Origin of the sequence: Winogradskyella flava (genome assembly GCF_014243395.1) — a bacterium.
Lineage (GTDB): Bacteria > Bacteroidota > Bacteroidia > Flavobacteriales > Flavobacteriaceae > Winogradskyella > Winogradskyella flava.
In genome coordinates this window covers 1,574,029-1,588,794 of record NZ_JACLCP010000001.1, presented here as the reverse complement: position 1 = coordinate 1,588,794, position 14,766 = coordinate 1,574,029, and the positions used below count along the sequence as shown (strand labels likewise).

General features: G+C 34.0%; 18 protein-coding genes. 13 read left to right on the top strand and 5 right to left on the bottom strand.

Annotated features, from left to right (window positions below; translation table 11 throughout):
* The 5 genes from H7F21_RS06795 to H7F21_RS06775 form a co-directional block, all read right to left on the bottom strand.
* Window positions 1-1,977, bottom strand: a complete 1,977-nt coding sequence (locus H7F21_RS06795; protein WP_185788441.1) for a protein-disulfide reductase DsbD family protein — start codon at window positions 1,975-1,977, stop codon at window positions 1-3.
* A 139-nt stretch (window positions 1,978-2,116) separates the two neighbouring features.
* Window positions 2,117-2,527 carry a rhodanese-like domain-containing protein gene (locus tag H7F21_RS06790; protein WP_185788440.1) on the bottom strand — a complete coding sequence of 137 codons (411 nt, stop codon included), beginning with the start codon at window positions 2,525-2,527 and terminating at the stop codon, window positions 2,117-2,119.
* Window positions 2,528-2,563: 36 nt separating this feature from the next.
* Window positions 2,564-2,887 (bottom strand): rhodanese-like domain-containing protein, encoded by a 324-nt coding sequence (locus H7F21_RS06785; protein ID WP_185788439.1) that lies wholly within the window; start codon window positions 2,885-2,887, stop codon window positions 2,564-2,566.
* Window positions 2,888-2,982: 95 nt separating this feature from the next.
* Complete coding sequence (locus H7F21_RS06780) at window positions 2,983-3,645, bottom strand: thioredoxin family protein (protein WP_185788438.1); 663 nt, start codon at window positions 3,643-3,645, stop codon at window positions 2,983-2,985.
* Between the two features lie 7 nt (window positions 3,646-3,652).
* Window positions 3,653-4,201, bottom strand: coding sequence for a TlpA family protein disulfide reductase (locus tag H7F21_RS06775; protein WP_185788437.1), 549 nt, complete (start codon window positions 4,199-4,201; stop codon window positions 3,653-3,655).
* A 229-nt stretch (window positions 4,202-4,430) separates the two neighbouring features.
* Between H7F21_RS06775 and H7F21_RS06770 the strand changes: the two genes are divergently transcribed.
* The 13 genes from H7F21_RS06770 to H7F21_RS06710 all read left to right on the top strand — a co-directional run bounded on the left by H7F21_RS06770 (window position 4,431) and on the right by H7F21_RS06710 (window position 14,679).
* On the top strand, window positions 4,431-5,831 hold the full coding sequence (locus H7F21_RS06770) for an anthranilate synthase component I family protein (protein WP_185788436.1): 1,401 nt from the start codon (window positions 4,431-4,433) through the stop codon (window positions 5,829-5,831).
* Window positions 5,832-5,984: 153 nt separating this feature from the next.
* Entirely contained in the window at window positions 5,985-6,551 is a 567-nt protein-coding gene (locus tag H7F21_RS06765; RefSeq protein ID WP_185788435.1) for an anthranilate synthase component II, read from the top strand.
* An 84-nt stretch (window positions 6,552-6,635) separates the two neighbouring features.
* Window positions 6,636-7,631, top strand: coding sequence for an anthranilate phosphoribosyltransferase (trpD, locus tag H7F21_RS06760; RefSeq protein WP_185788434.1), 996 nt, complete (start codon window positions 6,636-6,638; stop codon window positions 7,629-7,631).
* 268 nt (window positions 7,632-7,899) lie between these two features.
* On the top strand, window positions 7,900-8,685 hold the full coding sequence (trpC, locus tag H7F21_RS06755; protein WP_185788433.1) for an indole-3-glycerol phosphate synthase TrpC: 786 nt from the start codon (window positions 7,900-7,902) through the stop codon (window positions 8,683-8,685).
* Window positions 8,682-9,305: a phosphoribosylanthranilate isomerase gene (locus H7F21_RS06750; protein WP_185788432.1), complete on the top strand. Its 624-nt coding sequence runs from the start codon at window positions 8,682-8,684 to the stop codon at window positions 9,303-9,305. Before trpC ends, H7F21_RS06750 begins: the two co-directional genes overlap by 4 nt.
* A gap of 88 nt (window positions 9,306-9,393) precedes the next feature.
* Window positions 9,394-10,575, top strand: a complete 1,182-nt coding sequence (gene trpB / locus H7F21_RS06745) for a tryptophan synthase subunit beta (protein WP_185788431.1) — start codon at window positions 9,394-9,396, stop codon at window positions 10,573-10,575.
* Between the two features lie 151 nt (window positions 10,576-10,726).
* Window positions 10,727-11,488, top strand: a complete 762-nt coding sequence (gene trpA / locus H7F21_RS06740) for a tryptophan synthase subunit alpha (protein WP_185788430.1) — start codon at window positions 10,727-10,729, stop codon at window positions 11,486-11,488.
* A gap of 255 nt (window positions 11,489-11,743) precedes the next feature.
* Window positions 11,744-12,199 carry a tRNA (cytidine(34)-2'-O)-methyltransferase gene (locus H7F21_RS06735; protein WP_185788429.1) on the top strand — a complete coding sequence of 152 codons (456 nt, stop codon included), beginning with the start codon at window positions 11,744-11,746 and terminating at the stop codon, window positions 12,197-12,199.
* Between the two features lie 23 nt (window positions 12,200-12,222).
* Window positions 12,223-12,588: a hypothetical protein gene (locus H7F21_RS06730; protein ID WP_185788428.1), complete on the top strand. Its 366-nt coding sequence runs from the start codon at window positions 12,223-12,225 to the stop codon at window positions 12,586-12,588.
* Between the two features lie 85 nt (window positions 12,589-12,673).
* The gene (locus tag H7F21_RS06725) at window positions 12,674-12,850 is read left to right on the top strand and encodes a hypothetical protein (RefSeq protein WP_185788427.1); all 177 of its coding nucleotides are present in this window, start codon (window positions 12,674-12,676) and stop codon (window positions 12,848-12,850) included.
* Between the two features lie 97 nt (window positions 12,851-12,947).
* A complete protein-coding gene (locus tag H7F21_RS06720) occupies window positions 12,948-13,373 on the top strand; it encodes an EF-hand domain-containing protein (protein ID WP_185788426.1) in 426 nt (141 codons plus the stop codon).
* A gap of 285 nt (window positions 13,374-13,658) precedes the next feature.
* On the top strand, window positions 13,659-14,132 hold the full coding sequence (locus H7F21_RS06715) for a hypothetical protein (protein WP_185788425.1): 474 nt from the start codon (window positions 13,659-13,661) through the stop codon (window positions 14,130-14,132).
* A 10-nt stretch (window positions 14,133-14,142) separates the two neighbouring features.
* Window positions 14,143-14,679: a hypothetical protein gene (locus H7F21_RS06710; protein ID WP_185788424.1), complete on the top strand. Its 537-nt coding sequence runs from the start codon at window positions 14,143-14,145 to the stop codon at window positions 14,677-14,679.
* The last annotated feature ends 87 nt before the right edge of the window (window positions 14,680-14,766 follow it).

Genomic DNA, 14,766 nt, shown 5'->3' with positions numbered 1-14,766 from the left:
CTACTTCCTAAAATTCTCTAATCCCATTTTTAACCACTCCAAATAAGTCTCAGCATTAGGTTCATAAGCATTTGTTATATTTAAAAGCTCCATATTATGATCTAATAGAACATAGTATGGCTGAGAATTATTTTTAAAATTTATAGTTTGCAATGTTGCCCATTTATCACCTATGGTCTCAATGTCTTTAACTGTGCCATTAGATCTCAAATATTGAAATTGTTCACCCTCTGGCAACTCTTTTTTATCATCGACATAAAGTGAAATAATCACATAATTGTCCTGTAACATATCATATACATCTGATGTACTCCACACCTGCTCTTCCATTTTTCTGCAATTCACACATGCCCAGCCTGTAAAGTCTAACAAAATTGGCTTATTTTCTGCTTTTGCAGCTGCGACGCCTTGTTCGAAATCCTTATGACAATTAAGATCTAATGGACATTCTGATGTCTTTTCATATAGGCTATAAAACATCGGAGGTGGAAAACCACTTAGTAGTTTTAAGTTGGCGTATTTTGTATTTGTGAGACCTGGTATTAAGTAGATGACAAATGCAATGACTAAAATGCCTGTAGTAATTCTTCCTTTACTTAATTTTTGAAGCAGACTATCATGTGGAAACTTTATTTTTCCAAAAAGATAAAGTACCAAACCTATTCCTATGATGACCCAAAGACCTATAAACACTTCTCTTTTTAAAAGTCCCCAATGCTCCACCAAGTCCGCATTAGACAAGAATTTAAGCGCTAATGCCAATTCAATGAAACCTAAAACTACTTTAACCGTATTTAACCATCCACCAGATTTAGGCAGTGAGTTTAACCATTTTGGAAACATGGCAAACAAGGTAAAAGGAAGTGCCAATGCCAAGCCAAAACCACTCATTCCCATTGTTAACTGTGTTGCTCCGCCATCGGCTGTTAACGAGCTACCTAGTAAAGTACCTAATATTGGACCTGTACAAGAAAATGATACAATTGCCAATGTCAAAGCCATAAAAAAAACACCTATAAAACCACCTATCTTATTAGCTTTACTGTCCATTGCAGCACTCCAAGACTGAGGTAAGGTTAATTCATAATAGCCAAAGAACGAAAATGCAAAAGCAATAAAAATCACAAAGAATATCACATTTAGCGTTACGTTAGTAGATATATTATTTAGGATTCCTGGATCTAATGAATCTAATAAATGAAAAGGAATACTTAATAAAGCATAAATCAAAAAGATGAAGAAACCGTATAAGATAGAATTAAATAATCCTTTTTTGGGATCACTGGCGCTCTTTGTAAAGAATGAAACAGTAAGGGGAATCATAGGAAACACACAAGGCGTAAGTAATGCTATTAAACCTCCTAAAAAGCCCAAAAAGAAAATAGTTAGATTGCTTTTCTCCTCTACATTTTGTTCTTCGTACTTGTCCCAACCTGAAACATTAAGATCCAAGGCTTCTGAAAGCCTTTTACTGCGTTCATCAATAATGACTTCTTTCTTTTCTACTATAGAACCATCTAATGAAAGGTTAAAAGTATAATCACCAGGAATACATTTTGAACTATCACATGTTTGATATGACACAAAAACCTCAACCTGATTTAATGTCCTATTTATTAGACTGATTCTTTGGTAGAATACAGCTTCACCCTTAAATTTCACAACGTTTTCTTCAAAAATCTCATCAAAAACTGGTTCTACCTTTGGTTCGGAAGTATCTCCCTCTAGTTTGTAATTATTATCCTGATCTTTATATTCAAAATAAGTAGTTGGAGCAAAACTATCCTCACTCATCGGGTGTTGCGAATATATGTACCAACCTTTTTCTATTTTGGCTTTAAAGACTAACTTAAATTCAGTGTCTGAAATTTTCTCAACAGTTGATTCCCATTTAACTGGTTCTAGAATCTGGGAATGTAAATTGAATAAAAAACAAATAGTTAAAAAGCAGTAGAGTAGTCCTTTTTTAAGTGCCATATACTTGTTGTTAAAACGCAAATGTAACCGTTGCGCTTTTATTATTTCTTAAGAGTCGTCTAATTTATAAAAACCTTATGAAATAATCAGCTAACCATACAGCATAAAAAAAACCGAGCAGATAACTCGGTTTGAATGTTTAAGATTTTACTTCGATATTTAACTTATCGGAATGTTTCCATTTAGAAATGCCTCCTTCCAAATCATATATTTTTTTAAAACCTGCTTCTTTTAATTTTCGCGCACATTTTGCACTTCTATTACCTCCCTTACAATATAGGATCACTGGTTTTGCCTTGTCCAACTTAGAAATATCGTCATCAAAGGTAGGAGACGTAAAATCGATATTTTGTGAGTTCACAATATGCTCTTGGTCATGTTCTTCTGGTGTGCGGACATCGACCAATTGTACATCCTCCATTTCTAAGATGGATTTCATTTCTTCAGCAGTGACTAGTTTTACATCTGCACTAACTTCTTTACTGTCTAAGCAACTTGTGCTGAAACTCATTGCTAATAAAAGACAACAGATGGTAAAATTTTTTTTCATCTTATAATGTTCCGCGACGACGGAATAATTTTTAATTTATTTGTTGGCTACCTCACCTTGCCATTCGCTAAAACCTCCTTTGAGGTTATAGGTGGTTTTAAATCCTAATTGGTTCATTATTGCACAAGCTTGAGCACTGCGTCCACCAGCCTTACAATACACATAATAATTCTTGGCTTTATCTAATTGTTCTATCGCATCGATAAAACCCTGCCCTTTATATATATCAATATGAATAGAATTAGGTATCATACCCAACCCTATTTCTTCTTCTGTTCTAACATCCAAGACAACGGCATTATTGTCTTCATTAAGCTGTTCTGTCCAATCATGTTGCGATAAATCCACTATTTCTAACATTTTTATTGAACAAAATTAACATTTCCTTATGATATAGACGTAAAAAAATCCGAAGTGTTACACTCCGGATTCAAAATTTAACTTTTAGGTAATACTTAGACTTTAATGGAGCAACCAATTGCTCTTGTCTCTTTTATCTCAATGTCCTGTTTGTTTAACAAGGCATTTACGGCATCTTCAACATATTTAGTTGTTACTGCTTTAGCATCCTTATAATTATCGTCAATGGCCCCTATATACTTTACAATATTTCCTTTTTTGGTTTTTTCTAATATATAAACGTGTGGTGTCTTTGTTGCTCCATACTGTGGATAAATCTTTTGTCCCTTATCCATTAAGTAAGCAAAGGTAAACCCTTTAGCTTTTGCTCTTGCTTTCATAGCCTCCATGTTATCTCCTGGTTTTATATCCGTATTATTCGGCATAATCGCAACTACAGGGTAACCAGCATCGGCATATTTTTTATTTAATGCCTCGATTCTATCTTCGTAGGCAACAGCATAAGGACATGTATTACAAGTAAAGATTACAATAAAGCCTTTCGCGTCATTATAATCAGTTAACGAAACCATACTTCCATCAATATTTTCCAAGCTAAAATCTGTAGCGATATCACCGATTTTATAACCATCGCCATCAATATTAATTGTAAAAGCAGACAGTGTTACTGCCAACACTAATACTGCAAGTAATTTTAAAGTTTTACTCACCACACTTCTACGGTTTAAGTGTTCGTGATTTTTTTTAGTAAAATTCATAAGTCTATTAATTTAAAAATTGTTTTAATTCGATTTCTAATTCTTCTTGGGTAAACGACCTCTCATAGAATTGTCGCTTATTATTATTGTAGATTATTGTTGCCGGTAATGCGCCTGACCATTTTTCATTAATTGCAGGTATCCATCTATTTTGATCAACATCATCAAAGGCGATAACCTTAGATTGTAGATTATGTTTTTTCATAAACAGTTTTAACTTCGTTTCATAGTTTCTTGGAAAATCTAAGCTCACCAAGAGCACTTCAACATTTTCATCTTTATATTCTTGATTTAATTTTTCAAAATAAGGTAATTCCTTAACACAAGGTGCACACCATGTTGCCCAAAAATTTACAACGTGGATTTTATCATCCTTTTTATTTATTAATGGCTCTAAGCCGTCATAATCATAAATTTCAAGATCTATTTGCGAGACATCAATAGCCGTTTCTTTTTTTTCTGGAACAGCCGTATTGGCCTTAACTTCAGCAGCATTTTTTGATTCTTCTTTGCAAGAAAAAACAACAAATAAGCATAAAAGTATTATTTGCTTCATGGCATAAAGTTATTAATCCATTCACTGAACATTAAATAATTAACAAAAAATTAATTCATTCGCTTGAAATTACAAATTATCATTTCTATATTTGACATTCAAATGAAAATAACAACAAATCATATCTGGTGGTGGAAATTCTCAAACTTATGTTCGTGAAATAACCCTTGGTATAAAAAATATAGAAAAGGCTTGTCATTCACGACAAGCCTTTTTTTAATTAAAATTGATGAAAACATTTAGCCTATATACGCATTATAAAAAGATACTCGCAGATACTATTACACCTGTAAGTATTTATCTTAAAATAAGGGATAAGTTCCCCAATAGTATATTGTTAGAGAGTAGTGATTACCATGCTAATGACAATAGCTTTTCGTATATATGTTGTAATCCTATTGCTTCAATAAAAGTTAAAGATGGTAATATTTATCAAATATATCCAGACGGCAGCTCAAAGCATAACTTTACAGATACTGTTGGTGTCGTAGAAGAAATACACAAATTCACACAACGATTCAAAGTAGACTCCAAGAAAAAATTTAAATTTATAAATAATGGGATTTTTGGATATACCTCATATGACGCTGTAAAGTATTTTGAAGATATTGACATATCAAAAAAAGAAGACTCCATTGATATTCCGGACATTTATTATGCTGTATATCAAAACATCATCGCCATTAATCACTTTAAAAACGAAGCATACATTTTCGCACATTGTTTTGATACAGAAAATAATATTAATGACATCCTTCAATTAATTCAAACGCGACAATATGCGTCATATGATTTCAATACCAAAGGTGGTATTGAGTCAAATCTTTCGGACGAAGCATATAAACAACAGGTAGAACTAGCGAAAAAGCATTGTGCAAGAGGAGATGTATTTCAACTCGTACTTTCAAAACGATTTTCACAACAATTTAGTGGCGATGAATTCAACGTATATCGTGCTTTAAGAAGTATTAATCCATCTCCCTACCTATTCTATTTTGATTATGGGAATTTTAAAATATTTGGCAGCTCACCAGAGGCACAATTGATAGTAAGTGACGGTAAAGCCGAGATACATCCAATTGCCGGTACGTTTAAACGCACAGGAAATGATCTTAAAGATGCTGAACTTGCGGAACAACTTATTGAAGATGACAAGGAGAATAGTGAACATGTAATGTTAGTAGATTTAGCTCGAAATGATTTAAGTAGACATGGTCACGATGTTACTGTCGAAAACTATAGGGAAGTCCAATTCTTTTCGCATGTTATTCACTTAGTAAGTAAAGTAACTGGGCTAAAGCATAAAGGAACCGATACCATGCAAGTGGTTGCAGACACCTTTCCTGCAGGTACTTTAAGTGGTGCGCCAAAACATATGGCTATGCAACTCATAGAAAAGTACGAAAAAACAAGTAGAGCTTATTATGGAGGCGCAATTGGTTTTATGGATTTTGAAGGCAATTTTAATCATGCCATAATGATTAGAACATTTTTAAGCAAAAATCATAAACTCTTCTGGCAGGCTGGTGCAGGTTTGGTTGCTAAATCTAATCCTGAAAGCGAATTACAAGAAGTATATAATAAGCTTGGTGCTTTAACTAACGCTATTGAACAAGCTAAAGATATTTAAGAGTGATGAATGATGAGTGATGAGTGATGAGTGATGAGTGATGAGTGATGAGTGATGAGTGAAAAATACAGTTAGAATCATAAAGTTGAGAACAAATACTATTAATTCAAAAAACAAATTCCCTTTCCTCTGGAAAGGGCTAGGGAAAGGCTTATGAAAAAAATACTAGTCATAGATAATTACGACAGTTTTACATATAATCTGGTTCATTATTTAGAGGATTTAGATTGTGATGTGACGGTTAAAAGAAATGACAAATTGACCATCGAAGAAGTTGATGCATTTGACAAAATAGTCTTATCACCAGGTCCAGGAATACCTGATGAAGCCGGTTTACTTAAAGAAATTATTGCTGTATATGCTCCTACTAAAAGTATTTTAGGGGTTTGTTTAGGACAACAAGCCATAGGTGAAGTTTTTGGCGGTTCTTTAGAAAATTTGGATAAGGTTTACCATGGTGTTGCTACTAATATTACACTTTCTGTTGACGATGAAACATTGTTTAAAGGACTGGATAAAACATTTGAAGTAGGTCGATATCATTCTTGGGTGGTTAACACTAATTTACCTGATAGTCTTGAAGCAACATCTTTCGACAATAATGGACAGATCATGTCTCTAAGACATAAGATTTATGATGTTAAAGGCGTTCAATATCATCCTGAATCCGTGCTAACACCGGATGGAAAAAAAATATTGGAGAATTGGGTGAATAGTTAGTAATTGACAATTGACTAAAAAGAGGGAATTTGAACAGAAGCGATAAATTTAAAATAGATTCCTAACTGCACAGGAATGACAAATATGAAAGCACTATTAAATAGACTTATTAATCAAGAAAGTATCTCAAGTGAGGAAGCGAAAAACGTTTTGGTGAATATTTCCAACGGAAAATATAACCAAAGTCAAATAGCTTCATTCCTGACGGTATACATGATGCGCAGTATTACTATAGACGAGCTTCGCGGATTTAGAGATGCGCTTTTAGAATTATGTATTCCAGTAAATTTAGAAGACTATAATAGCATTGATTTATGTGGTACAGGAGGAGATGGAAAGGATACATTTAACATTTCAACCTTGTCATCATTTGTAACTGCCGGAGCTGGAGTCCATGTAACAAAGCATGGCAATTACGGTGTCTCTTCAGCGTGCGGTTCTTCAAATGTCATGGAGCATTTAGGAATAAAATTTACGAATGATATTGGCTTCTTAAAACGCAGTATGGATGAAGCGGGAATTTGTGTTTTGCATGCACCTCTATTTCATCCTGCCATGAAAAATGTAGCGCCAATTCGAAAAGAACTAGGTGTAAAAACATTCTTCAATATGCTAGGACCAATGGTAAATCCGGCCTTTCCGAAAAATCAAATGGTTGGCGTATTTAATTTAGAGTTACTGAGACTTTATGGCTACCTATATCAAGAATCTGAAAAAAACTATGCGGTCGTTCATGCTTTAGATGGTTATGATGAAATCTCTTTGACAGGTAAAACAAAAGTGATCTCTAATAATTCTGAAGCTCTTTTCGGACCTGAAGATTTAGGGTTGAATAAAGTAGAGCAAACCGAAATTTTTGGAGGGAATACAGTACCGCAAGCTGCAGAATTATTTACCAAGATCATTAATGGTAATGGCACTGAAGCACATAACAACGTGGTTTGTGCCAATGCAGGGTTGGCCATAGCTACTGTAAAACAGATTTCGCATATGGAAGGGTTTGAATTAGCTAAAGCATCACTATTAAATGGTAAAGCAAAAGCGAGTTTAGACAAACTAATTGAGTTGAGCAGGAGTTAGGAAGAATGATTAACAATTGGAATTAAAAACAAAATAAAGTAAATATAAAAGTCCTGATTTCCGACAAAGTCGGAATCATCAAAATTCAGAAATAATGAACGAAAGAACGAAGATGCGAGGCGCAGCCTTAAGCACGAAGTTCTAAAAGTGAAAGGTGCTTTAGCAATTTCCTAATTTTGATTGTGATTTTTTGGTTCGTTTTGCATCAAGGCAAAATGAATAGAAGCTATAAATTTAAAATAGATTCCTGCCTTCGCAGGAAATAAGTATGAATATATTAGACAAAATAGTAATTGATAAACGTAAAGAAGTCGATTTACGTAAATCTCTGATTCCAATTCATCAATTGGAAGCTTCAATACTCTTTGAGCGCAAAACAAACTCGCTTGTCCAGAAATTAAAAGCAAGTACCTCAGGAATAATAGCTGAGCATAAAAGACGTTCTCCATCAAAATCTGTTATTAATCAAAGTTTGAATGTTCAAGATGTAGCGATTGGTTATGAAGAAGCTGCAGTTTGTGGTATGTCCGTGTTAACGGATGGAAAGTATTTTGGTGGTTCGCTAGACGATTTGTTGCTGGCGCGTGCGAGTTGTAATCTTCCACTCCTGAGAAAAGAATTTATAATTGATACCTATCAAATCATAGAAGCTAAGGCCTATGGAGCCGATGTTATTCTTTTGATTGGAGCAATATTGACAAGAGAAGAGATTAAACAATTTTCAGAACTAGCAAAAAGTCTTAGCCTAGATGTCTTGCTAGAAATACATAACGAAGAAGAATTACAAAAATCTATTATGCCGTCATTAGATATGCTCGGCGTTAACAATAGAAATCTAAAGACTTTTGAAGTCAGTTTAGAAACTTCAAAACAACTCAGTCAGATTATACCTAATGATTTTGTAAAAGTCTCCGAAAGCGGTATTAGTTCAGTTGAAGCCATTAGAGCATTGCAAGCCTATGGTTACAAAGGCTTTTTAATTGGCGAAAACTTCATGAAGACAGATAATCCAGGAGTGAGTGCAACAGAATTCATAAACACTTTAGAGTCATGAAACTAAAAATCTGTGGCATGAAATCCAATACCGCTGAAGTTGCACAATTGCAACCAGATTATCTTGGCTTTATATTTTATGAAAATTCCCAGCGACATTTTGAGGACACAATCCCAAAGATGTCAAAGACTATAAAAAAAGCAGGAGTTTTTGTTGATGAAAAAGTAGAAGTTATTGTAGCTAAAATCGAAAAATATAAACTTGATGCTATTCAATTGCATGGTTATGAATCACCTGAGATTTGCAGGCTATTAAAATCCACTAATAAAGAAATCATTAAAGTTTTTTCTATAAAAGATGAATTTGATTTTTCTGTGTTAAGTAACTATGAAGATGTTTGCGATTATTTCTTATTTGACACCAAAGGAAAATTGCCAGGAGGAAATGGGTATACCTTTAATTGGAATGTTCTTAAAGATTATCCATCTACCAAGCCATACTTTTTAAGTGGAGGTATTGGGTTGAATGAGATAGAAAAAATTAAAGCGTTTAAAAAGAGTCTAGCATCAAAATATTGTTACGCCATTGACGTTAACAGCAAATTTGAAATTGAACCTGGATTAAAACATATTGAAGAATTAGAAAAATTTAAAAAACATGTCACTTCGAGTGATTTTTGAAGTATGAAAAAATTGTATTGAGAAGCATTAGGTCTTGATACAAAATTCTTGTTAGAATTTCACTCGACATGACATAAATACTTAAAACATGAGTTACAACATTAACAACAAAGGCTATTACGGGGCATTTGGAGGCGCATTTATCCCAGAGATGCTCTATCCAAATGTTGAAGAGCTCCGTCAGAACTATCTAAAAATAATGGCTGAACCTTCATTTCAGGAAGAGTTTCATCAATTACTAAAAGATTATGTTGGTCGACCCTCTCCTCTCTATTTCGCAAAGCGTCTTTCAGAAAAATACAATACTAAGGTTTACCTGAAGCGAGAAGACCTGAACCATACTGGTGCTCATAAAGTCAATAATACGATTGGGCAAATCCTAATGGCAAAACGTTTGGGTAAAAACAGAATTATTGCTGAAACTGGTGCAGGCCAACATGGTGTGGCAACTGCGACAGTTTGCGCGCTAATGGGTATAGAATGTATTGTGTATATGGGTGAAATTGATATCGCAAGGCAAGCGCCAAATGTAGCACGCATGAAAATGCTAGGAGCTAAAGTCATTCCCGCTTTATCTGGCAGTCGTACACTTAAAGACGCTACTAATGAGGCTATTAGAGACTGGATTAATAATCCTGTAGATACGCATTACATTATTGGTTCTGCAATTGGACCTCATCCTTATCCTGATATGGTGACTAAATTTCAATCTGTAATCTCAGAAGAAATCAAATGGCAATTAAAGGAAAAAGAAGGTAAAGAAGATCCGGATTATGTTGTGGCTTGTATTGGAGGCGGTAGCAACGCAGCCGGAACCTACTATCACTTTTTAGATAAGGAACATGTTGGTATTATCGCTGTTGAAGCTGCAGGTAAAGGCATTCATTCTGGTGAAAGTGCCGCAACTTCCGCATTGGGAAAAGAAGGTATTATTCATGGTTGTAAAACACTATTAATGCAAACACCTGATGGTCAAATCACAGAGCCTTATTCTATATCTGCTGGATTGGATTATCCAGGAGTTGGACCATTACATTCACATTTATATAAATCTGGTCGTGGTGAATTCTATTCGGCTACGGATGATGAAGCGATGACAGCTGGTTTGGAGTTAGCACAACTAGAAGGTATCATTCCTGCTATAGAAACGAGCCATGCGCTTGCCATTTTTGAACATAAAACGTTTCACCCAGATGATATCGTTGTGATTAGCTTATCTGGTCGTGGAGATAAAGATTTACAGAATTATATTGATTATTTTAAGTTGTAACAAGGTCATACTGAACTGTCACACTGAGCTTGTCGAAGTGTCGTTTCAGCATCGCACAAGAGGAGAAAACTATGCGACCCTGAAACAAGTTCAGGGTGACGAAAAAATATAAGTTTAATTAAAAAAATTCCCACTTTCATGGGAAGTGAACATGAACAGAATAAATCAAAAACTACAGGAAGACAAAAAATTGCTTTCCATATACTTCACGGCAGGTTATCCCAATGTAGATGACACAGCTACTATTATTCAAAATCTTGAAACAAGCGGTGTTGATATGATTGAAATAGGGTTGCCTTTTAGTGATCCCTTAGCAGATGGGCCAACCATACAAGCAAGTTCTACAGCAGCACTTAAAAATGGAATGACAAGCGAATTATTGTTTGAACAACTTAAGGATATTCGTCAATCCGTATCCATTCCTTTGATTATCATGGGATACTTTAATCCAATGTTGCAATATGGTATAGAGGCCTTTTGCGAAAAGTGTCAAGCCATTGGTATTGATGGGCTAATTATTCCTGATTTACCAGTTGATGTCTATCACTCAGAATATAAAGCAACCTTTGAAAAGTATGGTTTAATCAATGTCTTTTTAATTACACCACAAACCTCTGATAAGCGTATTCATTTCATTGACTCAGTTTCAGATGGATTTATTTACATGGTAAGTTCTGCGAGCACAACAGGTGCTAAAGTGGGCTTTGGAAATACACAAACCGAATACTTCGAACGTATAGCCGACATGAATCTTAAAAATCCACAAATTGTTGGATTTGGAATTTCCAATAATGAAACTTTTACACAAGCTACAACTTATGCAAAAGGTGCAATAATAGGTAGTGCTTTTATAAAACATCTTACCAAAAATGGGGTTAACGCTACTGATGAGTTTATAAATACAATTTTATAAGATGAAACTTTTAAATGACTGGCGTATTATAATTCTATTATGCTTAACTTTAGGATTAGCGCCCTTTTTTCCAGAACCGCATATTGTAGGCAAAGTGAAATGGTTAGTTGGAGGAGGACATGGAATGACAGTTAAAGACTATTTTGATGTGCTTTTACACGGCTTTCCATTTGTTTTATTAGTGAGATTAATCATTATTAAAAATCAGAAAGTGAGATCCTGAAACAAGTTCAGGATGACAAAATGGAAGTAATTATGCCACTAAACATCGTACTCATAGAACCCGAGATTCCAAACAACACAGGCAATATAGGCCGACTAGCTTTAGCTACAGGCTCGCGATTACACTTAGTAAAACCTTTTGGTTTCGAAATAGACGATAAACGCCTAAAACGCGCAGGTCTTGATTATTGGCAACACCTAGACGTTATCCATTACGAGTCTATTGATGATTTCTTTAAAAATAATAAAGATGCAAAGATGATCTTCCTTTCTAGTCATGGCCAACAATCATATTGGGATATTGATTTTTCCAATGATATGTTCTTAGTATTTGGAAAAGAATCTGTTGGATTACCTAAGGCTTTAACAGAAAAACATCTGGAAAATCTATTCAAAATACCCATGTTTAGTGAGCATATTAGAAGTCTAAATCTTGCTAATGCAGTAAGTATTATAGTTTACGAAGGCTTGCGGCAAATTAAGCCATAAGTAGACATTTGTTATCTTTGAATATGAAAATCGCAAAAAATACCAACTTTTTATTTTTTGGACTAACACTCCTACTGAGTTTGGTTTCATTTTCTGGCTTTGCAAATCAATTACCTGTTGAGGCCACAAAAACGACTTTGGTTGTAAAGGGTACTGCCCAAGATTTTAGTCGTTCCATTTTATTTAAGGCTATAAATAAAGGGACTGTTGTTTTAGACAACATGTTTTCAGAGCATTCATTTACAATGCTTCTAACTATTCAAAATTTGCATGATTTGTCCTACTTCAAAACCTATACGCACAAAACTCTTGAGCTTAGAACAGCACAATTGCAGACCAAGCTCTATACATTCTGCACGCATCAAACGCTTTATAGCGACATCGTATAATAGCTTTAGATAGCCTTTATGGCTATACCACAACCTATTATTAATAGCATCTCAAATTCTGGAGATGCCATAAGCTATTATACATATGAAGATTAAAAAAAAGTTCAGATTACTGGCTTTAATAGTTATGATTTTTTTGGCTTGTTTGGTACCATTTCCTTTAAGATTCACATCTAAAGATAACCTGCCTAAAAACCTTATCGAAAATGTTGAAATAAAAGATGACGAAGAAGACAATGACATTTTAAAAGAGATCTTTTAAACCTTTTTTAAATTCTAGAGTCCTACTAGTGTTCATTAATCCATTCGTCTATGCTTTCAAATAGCTTTAGCTATGGCGAATAAAAAAATATAAAATTATGATTTCAAAAACATTAAAATTTAGCCTACTTGCAGTGGCACTGTGCTCCATATCATTTGTAAGCGCACAAGAAAGAAAGGGAAAGAAAAGAGCTAATCCAGAAAAACTATTTCAGAAGTTGGATACAAATGCTGATGGCTCACTATCATTAGATGAATTTAAGGACAAAAAGCAAAGAGAAGAAATAAAAGCAGAAGTCATTGACGAGCGCTTTAAGGCTCTAGATCAAGATACTGATGGTGCTTTATCTTTCGAAGAGTTTAAGTCTAGAAAAGAAATCACAAAAAAGGAACGTTTGCAAAAGCGTTTTGCAGAAATGGATGCCGATGGTAATGGCACTATTGATATGGCAGAATACGAAGCCTTCATGGAAAAAGCAGAGAAAAAGCATCGTGGCAAAAAGCGTAAGCAGCGAAGACGTTAAGAAGTAATCCAAACACTTCCAAATCCTCTAGAAATTCTAGGGGATTTTTTTATTAAAATATACGTAAGGTTACGCATAAAATTGTGCTTAGGGTTTTGTAATTTTAAGAACAGATAACACAAGCACGAATATTGGTTATCTAGAAATATAAACAGGATAAGAGTTGCTTGTTATTACCTGCTTACCAAAGTCCTTGCGAATTTTCTATTCGGTTTGTATTTACTAATTTAGTTGCTCAAACACACAAAGAAATTATACATTAACACCTCTTGTATAATGTCACAAATGATAAATCAATTTAACCTCAAGCTCATTTTATTAGAATGTTTCGCTCTAATTTTTATTATAAGTGGAATTGACCGACAATACGTTACATATCATGGAGACAAATTTGATGCGCTTCTCAATGATGATATAAAAACATTTGCTTCTTTGACCGACATAAGAATGGGAGAATTTTTTCTTAATCAATTATACTGGACTTTTGCATCTATACTAATCGGTATTATAATTGTTAGTTTAGTAAACTGGAAAAACACATTTGGAATTATAAATTCAATAATAGTTCTAATTCTGACTATAGGAATTTATGCAACCGGATTTTACTCATCAGGAATTATAAATAGATACCTGAATTATTTTTGCGGAATATTTGCTAAAGGGTATGGAATGTCTTTTTTAATTGGAGGTTTGATTATACTATTAGTTGGAGTTTTAATCTTATGGAAAACCATAGACCTTAATAAGAAGCACAGCTAGAACCAACCAAATGACAAAAACCGTTTTAAAAATAATTACTATAGCATTAGGCTTATTAGCCATTAAAATGGCTATTAACTTGTTCCCAGATAAAACAGACAGAAGTGTAATAGCTTTTTGTGAAGGGTTTCCTTTTGAAAAGGAACTAAACATTTCAGAGACCTTCACTACAGACTTTGAGTCTTACTACACCATAGGTTATAGTTTAGAGCACCCTAGATCTTATGACAACATAGATTCTTTGCAACCCATACAAACCAATTTTGAGATTTTACATAACAACAAACCCATAGAAATTTTCAAAGACGATAGCTTTTTTACTGAAGCTAATGCAGAGTATCAATTAAACTTCAAATTTGTCAATTCTAACTCTAAACAAAATACAATTAATATTTGTATACAGACCGAACTTCCCGGGCCAAGTTACACGTCATTATTCGAGAGAGAATTCAAATGGGTTTCTTGGATGATTAATGGTATCGTGCTTTTAATTGCTATTATTGCTGGCTATTTAGGGTTTAAAAGAACACATAAGCGACATAACTAACAATAAGGATCCATCATAAAATTCGAAAGGATTTTTTTTATAACTTAATCATTCAAAAACAATTTTGGTTTTGTAACTTTTCAACAA

Coding starts and splice junctions, on each gene's coding strand:
- H7F21_RS06730 (WP_185788428.1), top strand. CDS start 12,223: ATGAAAATCGCAAAAAATACCAACTTTTTATTTTTTGGACTAACACTC.
- H7F21_RS06770 (WP_185788436.1), top strand. CDS start 4,431: ATGAAAACATTTAGCCTATATACGCATTATAAAAAGATACTCGCAGAT.
- H7F21_RS06790 (WP_185788440.1), bottom strand. CDS start 2,527: ATGAAAAAAAATTTTACCATCTGTTGTCTTTTATTAGCAATGAGTTTC.
- H7F21_RS06725 (WP_185788427.1), top strand. CDS start 12,674: ATGAAGATTAAAAAAAAGTTCAGATTACTGGCTTTAATAGTTATGATT.
- H7F21_RS06720 (WP_185788426.1), top strand. CDS start 12,948: ATGATTTCAAAAACATTAAAATTTAGCCTACTTGCAGTGGCACTGTGC.
- H7F21_RS06750 (WP_185788432.1), top strand. CDS start 8,682: ATGAAACTAAAAATCTGTGGCATGAAATCCAATACCGCTGAAGTTGCA.
- H7F21_RS06735 (WP_185788429.1), top strand. CDS start 11,744: ATGCCACTAAACATCGTACTCATAGAACCCGAGATTCCAAACAACACA.
- H7F21_RS06780 (WP_185788438.1), bottom strand. CDS start 3,645: ATGAATTTTACTAAAAAAAATCACGAACACTTAAACCGTAGAAGTGTG.
- trpC (WP_185788433.1), top strand. CDS start 7,900: ATGAATATATTAGACAAAATAGTAATTGATAAACGTAAAGAAGTCGAT.
- H7F21_RS06710 (WP_185788424.1), top strand. CDS start 14,143: ATGACAAAAACCGTTTTAAAAATAATTACTATAGCATTAGGCTTATTA.
- H7F21_RS06795 (WP_185788441.1), bottom strand. CDS start 1,977: ATGGCACTTAAAAAAGGACTACTCTACTGCTTTTTAACTATTTGTTTT.
- trpA (WP_185788430.1), top strand. CDS start 10,727: ATGAACAGAATAAATCAAAAACTACAGGAAGACAAAAAATTGCTTTCC.
- H7F21_RS06785 (WP_185788439.1), bottom strand. CDS start 2,887: ATGTTAGAAATAGTGGATTTATCGCAACATGATTGGACAGAACAGCTT.
- H7F21_RS06715 (WP_185788425.1), top strand. CDS start 13,659: ATGATAAATCAATTTAACCTCAAGCTCATTTTATTAGAATGTTTCGCT.
- H7F21_RS06765 (WP_185788435.1), top strand. CDS start 5,985: ATGAAAAAAATACTAGTCATAGATAATTACGACAGTTTTACATATAAT.
- trpD (WP_185788434.1), top strand. CDS start 6,636: ATGAAAGCACTATTAAATAGACTTATTAATCAAGAAAGTATCTCAAGT.
- trpB (WP_185788431.1), top strand. CDS start 9,394: ATGAGTTACAACATTAACAACAAAGGCTATTACGGGGCATTTGGAGGC.
- H7F21_RS06775 (WP_185788437.1), bottom strand. CDS start 4,201: ATGAAGCAAATAATACTTTTATGCTTATTTGTTGTTTTTTCTTGCAAA.